Annotated in this window: 10 protein-coding genes; 2 read left to right on the top strand and 8 right to left on the bottom strand. The window is 60.8% G+C overall.

Annotated features, from left to right (window positions below; genetic code table 11):
* Positions 1 to 14 precede the first annotated feature (14 nt).
* Complete coding sequence (gene eat / locus ACI2KB_RS08115) at positions 15 to 1,367, bottom strand: ethanolamine permease (protein ID WP_404633204.1); 1,353 nt, start codon at positions 1,365 to 1,367, stop codon at positions 15 to 17.
* A gap of 469 nt (positions 1,368 to 1,836) precedes the next feature.
* On the opposite strand from eat, the gene ACI2KB_RS08110 reads away from it, so the two are divergent.
* Complete coding sequence (locus tag ACI2KB_RS08110) at positions 1,837 to 2,898, top strand: AraC family transcriptional regulator (RefSeq protein ID WP_404633202.1); 1,062 nt, start codon at positions 1,837 to 1,839, stop codon at positions 2,896 to 2,898.
* Positions 2,899 to 2,973: 75 nt separating this feature from the next.
* Here ACI2KB_RS08110 and ACI2KB_RS08105 read toward each other — a convergent pair whose 3' ends face one another.
* The 6 genes from ACI2KB_RS08105 to ACI2KB_RS08080 form a co-directional block, all read right to left on the bottom strand.
* Positions 2,974 to 4,245, bottom strand: a complete 1,272-nt coding sequence (locus ACI2KB_RS08105; RefSeq protein WP_404633572.1) for an MFS transporter — start codon at positions 4,243 to 4,245, stop codon at positions 2,974 to 2,976.
* Between the two features lie 184 nt (positions 4,246 to 4,429).
* Positions 4,430 to 5,587: a mandelate racemase/muconate lactonizing enzyme family protein gene (locus ACI2KB_RS08100; protein ID WP_404633200.1), complete on the bottom strand. Its 1,158-nt coding sequence runs from the start codon at positions 5,585 to 5,587 to the stop codon at positions 4,430 to 4,432.
* Between the two features lie 53 nt (positions 5,588 to 5,640).
* Positions 5,641 to 6,957 carry an MFS transporter gene (locus ACI2KB_RS08095; RefSeq protein WP_404633570.1) on the bottom strand — a complete coding sequence of 439 codons (1,317 nt, stop codon included), beginning with the start codon at positions 6,955 to 6,957 and terminating at the stop codon, positions 5,641 to 5,643.
* A gap of 317 nt (positions 6,958 to 7,274) precedes the next feature.
* Complete coding sequence (locus ACI2KB_RS08090) at positions 7,275 to 8,327, bottom strand: LacI family DNA-binding transcriptional regulator (RefSeq protein WP_404633198.1); 1,053 nt, start codon at positions 8,325 to 8,327, stop codon at positions 7,275 to 7,277.
* 229 nt (positions 8,328 to 8,556) lie between these two features.
* Complete coding sequence (locus tag ACI2KB_RS08085) at positions 8,557 to 8,775, bottom strand: hypothetical protein (protein WP_404633196.1); 219 nt, start codon at positions 8,773 to 8,775, stop codon at positions 8,557 to 8,559.
* A gap of 58 nt (positions 8,776 to 8,833) precedes the next feature.
* Positions 8,834 to 9,736: a LysR family transcriptional regulator gene (locus ACI2KB_RS08080; RefSeq protein ID WP_404633194.1), complete on the bottom strand. Its 903-nt coding sequence runs from the start codon at positions 9,734 to 9,736 to the stop codon at positions 8,834 to 8,836.
* 104 nt (positions 9,737 to 9,840) lie between these two features.
* On the opposite strand from ACI2KB_RS08080, the gene ACI2KB_RS08075 reads away from it, so the two are divergent.
* A complete protein-coding gene (locus tag ACI2KB_RS08075) occupies positions 9,841 to 10,953 on the top strand; it encodes an AbrB family transcriptional regulator (RefSeq protein ID WP_404633192.1) in 1,113 nt (370 codons plus the stop codon).
* A gap of 232 nt (positions 10,954 to 11,185) precedes the next feature.
* Here the strand turns inward: ACI2KB_RS08075 and ACI2KB_RS08070 are convergent, their stop codons facing one another.
* Entirely contained in the window at positions 11,186 to 12,427 is a 1,242-nt protein-coding gene (locus ACI2KB_RS08070) for an AGE family epimerase/isomerase (protein ID WP_404633190.1), read from the bottom strand.
* Positions 12,428 to 12,475: the final 48 nt, after the last annotated feature.

Below are 12,475 nucleotides of genomic sequence, written 5' to 3'. Positions count from 1 at the left end.
CTGAATCCAGATACTTAACCTGCGACTGCAACAACCGGACCGCGACTGCGAACCACTTTACAGAACAGCGCACCCAGCGCCATCAGGCAAATGAAGATGCCGCAGATGACCAGGTTGAACCAGACCATCGCCACCAGACAGACCACCGCCAGCACCAGCGCGATGCCCGGCACGATCGGGTAACCCGGTGCACGAAAGCTGCGGTCCAGGTTCGGCTCGCTGCGACGCAGTTTGAACAGGCTCAGCATGCTGATGATGTACATGACGATAGCGCCAAACACCGACATGGTGATCATCGCGGCGGTCAGGGTCATGCCTTGCAGGTTGACTACGCCGTCGCTGAGGATCGCGATGATGCCGATCACGCCACCGGCAATGATCGCGCGGTGCGGGGTCTGGAAGCGCGACAGTTTGGCCAGGCTTGGCGGCAGGAAGCCGGCGCGGGCCAGCGCGAAGAACTGACGGGAGTAGCCCAGGATGATGCCGTGGAAACTGGCCACCAGACCGAACAGGCCGATCCACACCAGCATGTGCATCCAGTTGGAATTGTTGCCGACCACCGCTTTCATCGCCTGTGGCAGCGGGTCGTTGATGTTCGACAGCGCGCGCCAGTCGCCCACACCACCGGCAAAGATCATCACGCCAATGGCCAGCGCAACGAGGGTCAGAATGCCTGCCACGTAAGCACGCGGGATGGTGCGTTTTGGGTCTTTGGCCTCTTCTGCCGCCATGGCGGCGCCTTCGATGGCGAGGAAGAACCAGATGGCAAACGGAATCGCCGCGAAGATGCCGCTGATCGCAGGCAGGCTGAAGGTGTCGGAACCGGCCCAGCCGCCCAGCACGAAATTGCTGAAGCTGAAGCCTGGCGCCACGACGCCCATGAACACCAGCAGTTCAGCCACGGCCAGTACGGTCACGACCAGTTCGAAGGTGGCGGCGATGCTGACCCCCAGAATGTTCAGGGTCATGAACACGAAGTAGGCACCGATGGCCGCGACTTTCGGGTCCAGCGACGGGTATTGCACGTTCAGGTACGCGCCGATGGCCATGGCGATGGCCGGTGGCGCGAAGACGAATTCGATCAGCGTGGCCAGGCCCGCGATCATCCCGCCAGCAGGGCCGAAGGCACGCAGGCTGTAAGCGAACGGGCCACCCGCGTTAGGGATGGCAGTGGTCAGCTCGGTGAAGCTGAAAATGAAGCAGGTGTACATCACAGCGACCATCAGCGTGGTCACCAGAAAGCCCAAAGTCCCTGCGGTGCCCCAGCCGTAACTCCAGCCGAAGTATTCGCCGGAGATCACCAGCCCCACGGCCAGCCCCCACAAATGCAGGGTTCCCAATGTTGGTTTCAGTGTTGAAGCAGTCATGAGTGTGCACCCCGGTAGCCAAGCGACGGTATTTGCCTGACAGCGAGAATAGCCACAGCGTTGCGGCCAAGGCTTGACCGTAAAAAGCGCGGGTTGTCGTGTGCGGTCAAGTTTTCCGGGTATTTTTCCGGGGTGCGCCATGGCGGCGCATGACAAGGGTGCGGTGCTTTATTGCGGGTCATATTTGACACCTGACTACACAGCGAGGTGAGTTGACGGGTAGCAATTCAAGGCGCCGCACAAAACCTGTAGGAGCGTGGCTTGCCCGCGATCGGCTGCGAAGCAGTCGTAAACTTGGTACATGCGTTCCTTCAGACCCACCGCGCCAGTCGGGTTTACGACGACTGCGTCGCCGATCGCGGGACAAGCCACGCTCCTACAATGAACCCCGTTCGGCCTGTAAATCCGTAACAAGGTATGACATTTGCTTGAAAAAAATTCATACGCACGCTGAAGACCGTTCAATCCGATGTTCCAGACCCTCATCCCCACCGCCGCGCCCAACACCCCCGCCGCCAGCAATCGCGGCGTGTTGTCGGCTGCTGCCAACGGTCTGGACGGGTTCATCGTGCAACACGGTGGCGACCTGGATCGGGTCTTCGGCCGTTCGGGCATCGATCCTGAACAACTGCTCCACCCCACCCTCAGCCTGCCGCTGACCAACTACTGCAAGGTATTGGAAGAAGCCGCGCGGCAAACCGGCTGCGACAATTTCGGCCTGCGCTATGGCCAGCAATTCCAGCCCAAAGCGTTGGGCCTGTTGGGCTACATCGGCCTGTGTTCGCCTACGCTGGAAGACGCGCTGATCAACTTTTCCGAAGCCTTTCCCTTCCACCAGCACAGCACGCTGATCGAGCTGGTGGATCAAGGTGAGTGTTACCGCTTCGATTATCAGGTGCGTCATGGCGCGATCAACGAACGTCGACAGGACGCCGAACTGACCATGGGCATGGCGATGAACCTGGTGCGTCACGTGCTGGGGGCAGACTGGGCGCCTCGGCAAGTCGCGTTCGAACACGCCAGACCGCTGGACTGGCACGAACACCGCGATGCGTTTCAGGCCGACGTGCAATTCGCTCAAGGCTGCAATTCGCTGTTGATCCCCAAGCGCGAGGTGGTCGGCAAGGTCATGCCCGGCAGCGACCCGATTCTGCTGATGCTGATCAAGGACGCCATTCGCCAGCTCGGCGACAACAGCGGCCTTGAAACCAGCCTGCTGGAGCGCGCCCGCCAGACCATCCTTGCGACCTTGCACTTGGGCGAACCTGCCCTCGACGAGATTGCCCACAACCTGGGCCTTTCCGAATGGGCGTTGCAACGCAAACTGCGTGATCAGGGCCTGAGCTTTACGCAGTTGGTGGATCAGATCCGCCAGGAAACCGCCCTCGCTCATCTCAAGCAACAGAACCTCAGTGTTACCCAGCTCGCCTCCATGCTCGGGTATTCCGAAACCAGCGCCTTCTCCCGTGCGTTCAAGCGCTGGTTTGGTATCAGCCCGAAGCAGTGGCGCAGCGCGGCGATCACGTCGTAGCGAATACATTTGTCTCGACGCCTTACTGTGTGGGAGCCGCCCGCAGCAAGCCGGCCCCCACAGAAAATGCGCTCGTCAGGCGACCTTACGCTGCAACTCCAAACGTTTGAGGCTGCCCATGCTCAAAAACGCCAACGCCCCCACTAACGCATGCGCTGCCACCACATACATCGCCCCGGAGAACGAGCCGGTGGACTGCACGATGTAGCCGATCACGATCGGGGTGAAGATGCCCGACAGGTTGCCGAACATGTTGAACAGCCCGCCCGCCATGCCGGTGATTTCCTTGGGCGAGGTGTCCGACACCAGTGTCCAGTCCACCGCCACCACACCTTTGCCGAAGATCGCCAGCGACATCAGAATCGTCACGATCCACATCGACTCGGTGAAGTTGCAGAACACCAGTGTGGCGCCCATGGTCATGCCGCACACCAGCGGAATCTTGCGCGCCACCGACAGCGAGAAGCCCTTGCGAATCAGGTAATCGCACACCGCGCCGCCACACAGCGCGCCGAGCAAGCCGCAGATACCGGGAATCGCAGCGATGGCCCCCGCTTCCATGATGTTCAAACCACGGCCTTTGACCAGGTACACCGGAAACCACGTCAGGAAGAAATACTGCAATGAGGTGTCGCAGTATTTGCCCAGATAAATCGACCACATCATCGGGCTTTTCAGCAGCACCTTCAGGTCCGAGAAACGTGGCACGAATCCGCCCTTTTCCTTGGGCTTGTCCATGTCCACCTGAGCGCCGCCTTCACGCAGATGCTCAAGCTCGGCACGGTTGACCAGCGGGTGTTCAGTCGGCGTTTTCACGTACTTGAACCAGACCAGACTGACCACAATCCCCAGCCCACCCATGAACCAGTACACGTGTTCCCAGCCGTAGCGATGGGCGATGAAGCCCATGGCAGGCGCCAACAGCACCACCGACATGTACATCGACGAGTTGAAAATGACCGTCGCCAGCCCCCGCTCCTGCAACGGAAACCATGCGGCGACGATGCGGCTGTTGGCCGGGTACACCGGCGCCTCGATCAGCCCCAACAAAAAGCGCAGCACGAACAAGGTGCCAATGGCCACCGGCACCGAGAAGAAACCGATCATGCCCTGCGCCACGGTGATCGTGGACCAGAGAAACAGCGACAGGCCATAAACGCGCACAGAGCCGAACTTGTCCAGCAGCCAGCCACCGGGCAACTGACCCAGCACGTACGCCCAGGCGAACGCGGAAAACATATAGCCCAGCGTGACGGAGTTGATGCCCAGCACTTCGGTCAGTGCAGAGCCTGTGATGGACAACGTGGCACGGTCGCCGACGTTGATCGCGGTGACGATGAACAGCATCGCCAGAATGCCGTAACGCACTTTGCTGCGCACGGCGGTTGCAGCAGCGGCAGCCGGATCGGCGGCACTGGCGGTGTTGGAATGTTCCACATGAAAGCCCTCATTTTGTTTTTATAGATCGGCCAGCAAGAGCGCTTCACACGAAGCGCTCCCGGTCATGTACAGACGCTGTTTGACGGGTAAATCAGGGGCGTGAACCGACCTCGACGATCTGCGCGGTCCAGGCGCGGGTCTGCTCACTCAGGGACAAACCGAGGCCCGGACGGGTCGGCACCAGCATGCGGCCGTCGCGGGTTTCCAGACGCTCGTTGAACAGCGGCTCCATCCACTCGAAATGCTCGACCCATGGCTCGGTCGGATAAGCCGCCGCCAAGTGAACGTGCAGCTCCATGGCGAAGTGCGGTGCGAGCATCAAACCAGCCTGCTCGGCCATGCCCGCCACTTTCAGGTACGGGGTAATGCCGCCCACGCGAGGGGCGTCCGGCATCAGGAAATCCGCACCACGCAGTTTGATGAACTCGGCGTGCTCGGCCACGCTGGTGAGCATTTCCCCGGTGGCAATGGGCGTGTCGAATTGCTGCGTCAGTGCCGCATGGCCTTCAGCGTCGTAGCAGTCCAGCGGCTCTTCGATCCAGATCAGGTTGAACTCCTCGAAGCGGCGGCACATGCGCTGGGCGGTCGAGCGGTCCCATTGCTGGTTGGCGTCGACCATCAGCGGGAAGTCGTCGCCCAAGTGCTTGCGCACCGTGGCCACGCGGTGCAGGTCGATGGCGCAGTCCGGCTGGCCGACCTTGAGTTTGATCCCGCCAATGCCCTTTTCCCGCGACATGTCAGTGTTGTGCAGCAGTTGCTCCAGCGGCGTGTGCAGGAAGCCACCCGAGGTGTTGTAGCAACGCACCGAATCACGATGCGCGCCCAACAGGCGAGCCAGTGACAGGTTGGCGCGCTTGGCTTTGAGGTCCCACAGCGCGACGTCGAAGGCGCCGATGGCCTGGGTCGACAAACCGCTGCGTCCCACAGACGCCCCGGCCCAGCAAAGCTTGGTCCACAGCTTGGCGATGTCGCTGGGGTTCTCACCGATCAGCGCCGGGGCGATTTCCTTGGCGTGGGCGAACTGACCGGGGCCACCGGCGCGTTTCGAGTAGCTGAAACCGAGGCCACGATGGCCCTCGGTGGTTTCGATTTCGGCCACCAAAATGGCGATTTCGGTCATGGGTTTCTGGCGACCGGTCAGCACCTTGGCGTCGCTGATCGGGTTGGCCAGCGGCAGAAACACCGAGGACACCTTGACCCAGGCAATACGGTCATCGTCGGCGGATTTAACGTGGGCTTGAACAGACATGGGACTCTCCTTTCGAATTTTTGTAGGGCGAATGCTTATAGGGGGTTGAACAATCAGGCGCGTTGCCCGGACAGATCGCTATTGGCCTTGCTGGATGCCGTATCGGGCGCAGGGCTGTCTTCCAGGTCATCGATTTCAAGGCGGTTCAGGGGACCGACGATCACCAGATAGGCGAAGGCGCCGAGCAGGCCCATGGCGGCCACGTACATCAGTGCGGAGTCGAACGATCCGAGTTGATTGACCAGTACACCGATGGCAATCGGCGTCACGATGCTGGCGATGTTGCCGCAGAAGTTGAACATCGCCCCGCTGATGCCCATCGCGCGTTTGGGCGACACATCACCGACGATGCACCAACCCAGGTTGCCGATGCCTTTGGCGAAGAACGCCAGGGACATCACGCCGATCACCACGAGGATCGACTGGGTGTAGTTGGCGATGACGATGGTGCTGGAGAGCAGCAGGCCGCAGATGATCGGGGTCTTGCGCGACGCGGTGAGGCTGTAGCCTTTCTTCAGCATCCAGTCGGACCACACACCACCGATCATCCCGCCCAGGCAGCCGGCAATCGGTGGAATGGCCGCCACCAGGCCGACCTTGAGCATGGTCATGCCCTTGGCTTCGATCAGGTAGGTCGGGAACCAGGTCAGGAAAAACCAGGTGATGGAGGTCAGGCAGAACTGGCCCAGATAGACGCCCAGCATCATGCGATTGCCGCCAATGGCTTTGACGCGCGTCCAACTGAACGGGGTCTTCACATCCCCCATGTTCGGCAGACCGCCGCCCGCTTCGATGTAGTCGATTTCGGCCTGATTGGCGCGTTTGTCTTTGCGCGGTTCATGAACCAGCTTGAACCACAGCAGGCCGATCAGAATGCCTGCCCCGCCGGTCCAGAAGAACACGTGTTGCCAGCCAAAGCTGTTGAGCAACAGCACCATCAACGGGGTGAAGGCGGCCAACGCGAAGTACTGCGCCGACTGGAAAATCGCCGTGGCCAACCCGCGTTCATGACGGGGAAACCACATCACGGTCAGGCGGTTGTTGGCCGGAAAGGCTGGTGATTCGGCTACGCCCATCAGGAAGCGCAATACGAACAGCACGACGAACGCCGAGCTGAACAGGTCGACGTAGCCCTGCAGGTAGGTCAATGCCGACCAGATGATCAGGCTCATGCCCAGCACCAGCCGCGAACCGAAGCGGTCGAGCACGATGCCACCCGGAATCTGCATGCTGGTGTAGGCCCAGCCAAAGGCAGAAAAGGCGATGCCCATGGTGATCGCATCGAAGCCCAGGTCATGACGCATCGCCGGTGCGGCAATCGACAGCGTGGCGCGGTCGACGTAGTTGAACACGGTCACGATGAAGATCATCGCGAGGATGAGATAGCGAACGTGGGTCTTCGCCGGGACCTGTGGTGTGGGGATCACTGTTATTTTCCTTGTTGTGATGTAGCACGGGTGCTGTGTTGGCCTGGCCCTGATTTACGCACTGAAATCGTTATGATTGCGCAATCATTGAAACTCAATAAAAAAGGCACTGCGCTGGTTGAACGTCTGCCTTTGGCGAAAATACTACACTGATTGCGCAATCATTCAATACCGCGTTTGTCGGTTCGTGCGGCAAACACCTCTCCCCTGTGGGAGCGGCGCCAGGTTGGAAGGGGGTCACATAGAACGGACGCAGAGGGTCAGGTACTGGCGCGGTCGATCAGGGTGAAGCCGGTGTCGAGGCGTACGGGTTGGGCGCTGGAGCTGTGTTCCTGAAAGCGATCCAGCAAGGCCTGAGCGACCTGCAAACCAATGCGATTACCGTCCACGCGCACCGTGGACAGCGCCGGATGCACCTGCGCGGCACTGCTCAGATCACCAAAGCCCATGACCGCCAGATCTTCCGGCACCCGCAGGCCACGACTCGCCGCTTCGGCCAGCACGCCTTGGGCCACGGTGTCCGAACTGCAGACCACCACATCGGTGGCAACACCGCGGTCCAGCAAACCCGCCAGCCCTTCCCGCCCGACCTGCAGGGTGGCGGGCGGCGCGAGGACTTCCATCGGCACGTCGTCGATGCCGTGCCGCTTCAATTCAGCGATCAGGCTGTGGCAACGACGCAAGCCCCGAGGGTCGCTGATGGTCACTACGGAAAAACGCTTATAGCCTTTGTTCAACAGATGCCGCGCGGTTTCTTCTCCGACCTTTTCGTGGGAGAACCCCACCAGCATGTCGATGGGGTCTTCACTCAAGTCCCACGCTTCGACCACTGGAATCCCGGCCTGAGCCAGACGTGTGCGGCTGGATTCAGTGTGCAACGTACCGGTCAAGACGATGCCGTCAGGACGACGCCCCAGCACGGCCTCCAGCAGCTTTTCTTCCTGCTCGGCGTCGTAACCGGTCAAGCCCAGCAACGTCTGATAACCCGCCTGGGTCAGGCGGTCCATCAGCGCCTGCACCGTGTCGGCGAAGATCGAGTTGGCGATCGTTGGCAGAAAGATCGCCACCAATCGGCTCTTGTTGCTCGCCAGACTGCCCGCCAGCATGTTCGGCACATAGCCGGTCTTGCGCACCGCTTCACGGACTTTTTCGCGGGTGTTCTCGCTCACCAAATCCGGGCGACTCAAGGCCCGCGACACCGTCATCGGCGACACACCGGCGACTTTGGCGACATCGATCAGGGTCAGACTGGCAGCTTTTTTCGGCTCGGACGACGACACAGGGTCAGCCGACCGGCCCGGTTTTTTGGGCATGGAGAGTTCCGAGGTCAACGCAGGGGGTCGGGCACGTCCCAAGAGCAGGATGGGCCGGGAGGGAATTTAACAAAGCTGGGGCGTGGGCGCACGGGGTTGGGACGTTCAGGGCTTGCGAGAGGCCCCATGGTGGCTGGCTCCCACGGTGATTGCGCCGAATCCAGATTTTTCGTTCCACGCCGAATCTGTGGGAGCCGCCTTGGTGGCGAAAAAGACTGTTCAACCACCACTATCCCAACGTCGCCGAGCCAATATCCAGCTTGTCCGCATCGGCAAATTCATCCAGCCCCAGATCCGCCAGGTCCAGCTCTCCCGGATCGGTCTCTTCGTCAGCGTCGGAGTCATTGAGCGGCGACTGATCACCGCCGAAATGCCGGTCTTGCTCATCTTCAATCAAAAACAGCGGTGCAAAAAAATGTTGAGTCACTGCGTGTGGCACTACCTGCATGGCTTCAATCTCCCAACGATTCAATTCCACTTCAAGGCTACTCCAGAATCCGTGGCTGTCACACCCAACTGAAAAACGCGCCGCCATTGTCGCGCAGCATTTGCGCCATGGCGTGGGCGGCGGGTGAGAGGTATCCCTCGCGTCGGAGGATGACGCAAAGGGTTCGCGTCATGGTGGTATTGTCCAGCGGCACTTCCCGCAGATATTGCATGTTCTTGCCATATTCCAGCGTTTCCCGGGCGATGAAGCTGAGCAGGCTGGTCTGGGCGATCAATCTAGGCAGCAGGGAAATGGAGTTGGCCTCGATCTGCACCACCGGCAGCGGCAAATTGTGGCGGGCGAAGGCTTCGTCGACCCAGATGCGCGACGACACCCCTGGCGGCGGCAACACCCAGCGATAGTTGCACAGGTCGCTCATCTGAAATGGCGCGTTGAAAATCGGGTGATTGCGGCTGGCGATCACCACCGCTTCGTCGGTGAGGATCGGGTGCGCGTTGAATTCGTCTTCAACGCCCCGCTGCGCACAGATGATCATGTCCAAGTGCCCGGAACGCAGTTGTTCACGAAGCATGTCGTCCTGGCCAATCACCAGTTTCAAGGTGATGTCGGGCGCCCGTTTGAGCAGCGCATTGGTCAGTTCCGGCAGCAGGTACTCGGCCATGGTCGAAGCGCATCCCAGACGAATTTCCCCCACTGCACCGCTGGCAAAATCCCTGACCTCACGCTGAGTCTGGGCGATGCTCTGCTGCAGCATCCTGCCCCGCGCCTGCAACAACTCTCCCACCGGGGTGAGCTTGATCCGGCGCCCGTCGCGCTGAAACAGTTTGGTGCCGAACGACTCTTCCAGGCGCTGAATGCTCTTGGTCAGCGCAGGCTGGCTGCGATTGAGCTTTTCAGCGGCACGGCCCAGATGACCCAGTTCGGCGATGGTGTCGAAATAGGTCAGGTCACGCAGGTCCATATATCAACCAAAGTTATCAATTCATGATTATTAGAAAATAGACTTGATCGATTCAGCTGTCGATAATTTCCGCCATTGGACCGCACTCCATCAGGAAACCGCCCATGCTCTGGAGATCCTCCTTGTCTCGCAACACCTCGGCACACCCCGCTTCGTTTTCCCTCGACAGCCTTCACCCGCTGCTGCAATGGTGTCTGTTAATCCTGCTGGCCGGTAGCGCCGGTCAGCTGTTCAAATTCTTTCACGTCCCCGCTGCGCTGTTTCTCGGGCCGATGCTGGTGGCGATCGCCTTTGGCGTGTCCGGTGCCTCGATCCGTCTCAACAAGCATGTGTTTCGCCTGGGTCAAGGCGCGGTTGGTGTGCTGGTGGCCCACTCGATGACGATGGGTGTGCTGCTCACGGCGATGCAGTCCTGGCATGTGATGGTGTTCGCGACCTTACTGACCGTCGTGCTGAGTGCGGTGGTCGGGATCGGCCTGGCGCGCTGGGGCGGGATTCAAAGCAGCACGGCTGCCTGGGGCACCTCACCCGGCGCAGCATCGGCGATGGTGGCCATGTCCGAGGATTACGGTGCGGATTCCCGCGTGGTGGCGACCATGCAGTACGTGCGCGTGGTGTGCGTGGTGATGGTCGGAGCACTGGTCAGCCGCCTGATCGGCGCTGACGCCGGAGGCACCGACGCTCACAGCACCGATGCGCTGCTGCAAGGCGTGAACCTGCTGCATCTGGGGCTGAGCCTGCTGGTGATCGTGGTCGGTGTGACCCTTGGTAATAAAGTGCCTGCGGGTGCATTGCTGGTACCACTGATTCTGGGCGGCGCATTGCAGCTCAGTGGCGTGTTGCAGATCGTCATGCCGACCTGGTTGCTGGCGATTGCCTATGGCGCCATCGGCAGCTACATCGGCCTGCGCTTCGACCGGGCAACGATCAACTACGTGTGGCGGCGCCTGCCCGCGATGATTTGCAGCGCGCTGATCCTGATCGTGCTCTGCGCCCTCTCTGCCTGGGTCATCGCCGAAATGATGGGCAAGGATTTCCTCTCGGTGTACCTGGCCACCAGCCCCGGTGGTCTGGACGCCATGGCGATCATCGCCATCGACACCCACTCCGATGTCGGCTTCGTCCTGGCCATGCAGACCCTGCGTCTGTTCGGCGTGATCGTGACCGGCGCGTACATTGCGCGGCAGGTGATTCGGGTGACGCAGCGGTTGGCGTGATGCTTCAGATGCGGTGATACGCATCCCCTGCGAGAGATTCTGGTTGACTGGTCAACTGCATTCGCCACCCAGGCGGCTCCCACAGAAATAGGGCCGGATCCGGATCTTGTGTTCGACGCTGAACCCTGTGGGAGCCGGCTCGCTGGCGAAGGCGGTGGATCAGTCAATCTTGGTGTGTCTGACACGACGCATTCGCCACCCAGGCGGCTCCCACAATGGGATCAGCGCACGATTACAACCGCGCCAACGCCGTCGCCAGGCTCTGCGCCAGCGGCAGCACCGGCAACAACGTCGCCTGATAGGCGTGATACAGATCCGCCTTGCCCGCCCAGATATCGGCACTCGGTTGATTCTGCGGGTTCAGCTCATGGCGCCAACTGCCGTGCTCTCGGTCGATGAACAAGGTCTCGTTGAATTCCCAGAACGTGCGATACCAGGTTTCGTACGACTGCTCCCCGGTCCGTTGCAACAAGGCCGCTGCCGCTGCCGCCGCTTCCGCGTGGGTCCAGTGCAGGCGATGGCGCACCACCGGGCGGTTTTCCCAGTCGAGGGTGTAGACGATACCCGGCAGGCCATCGACGTTCCAGCCGTAACGACAGGCGTTTTCGAACAGCCCCCGCGCGTCCTCCAGCAACCACGCAGGCGTCGGTAATCCGGCTTTCTGCCGGGCCGCTTCCAGATGCAACACCAGGCGTGCCCATTCGAAAGCGTGACCGGGCGTGGTGCCATACGGGCGGAAACCGTCGTCCGGCTTGTCATCGTTGTATTCCAGGACCGGCTGCCATTGCAGGGTGAAGTGCTCGATCACCTGATGATCGTTAGCCGCCGCATGTTGATGAATCACCCGCTCGACGATGCGCAACGCGCGATCCAGCCAGCGTGCATCACCGGTGACATCGGCCAGTGCGAGAAAGGCCTCGGTGCTGTGCATGTTGCTGTTGGCGCCGCGGTAGGCTTCTTCATCACTCCAGTCGCGAGCGAAGGACTCGCGCATGGCACCTTCTTCTTCGCTCCAGAAATGTTGGGTGATGACATGGATCGCCTGCTCCAGCAGTTCCTTGGCACCTGGTCGTTGGGCGACGACGGCAGAAGATGCCGCGAGGGCGACGAAGGCGTGAAGGTAAGCCGCTTTGCCGGTATCGCCACCCTTGTCTGCCGGTTTGGCAAACCAGCCGCCATGCTCGGCATCACGCAAGGGGCCCGCCAACGCGGCAACGCCATGATCCACCAGCTCGGCGCAACCGGGAATGCCGTTGATATGGGCCATGGCGAAACTGTGGGTCATGCGTGCGGTGTTCATGGTTTCAGCGACTGCGTCGGCAGGCAGCCGACCCACGTCATCCAGATTGCCGAAGCCTTGGTGCATCTTCGCTGCCTTGGCGAAGCCCAACAGCCGGTTACCCTCCTGCGCCAGCCAGGCCTTGTGCCCTGGGGAGCGCAACCAACTGCTGAAACCGCGATTCACATCGTCCATTGCTTGTCACCTTTTCTGCTCGGCAGGTTCGGCCCGCCAGGAATTATT

It is taken from the genome of Pseudomonas sp. NPDC088444 (assembly GCF_044900175.1).
In the GTDB taxonomy this organism is placed as follows: Bacteria; Pseudomonadota; Gammaproteobacteria; order Pseudomonadales; family Pseudomonadaceae; genus Aquipseudomonas.
Note: the sequence above shows the minus strand (reverse complement) of the source record. Positions and strands in the feature narration are given on the sequence as shown.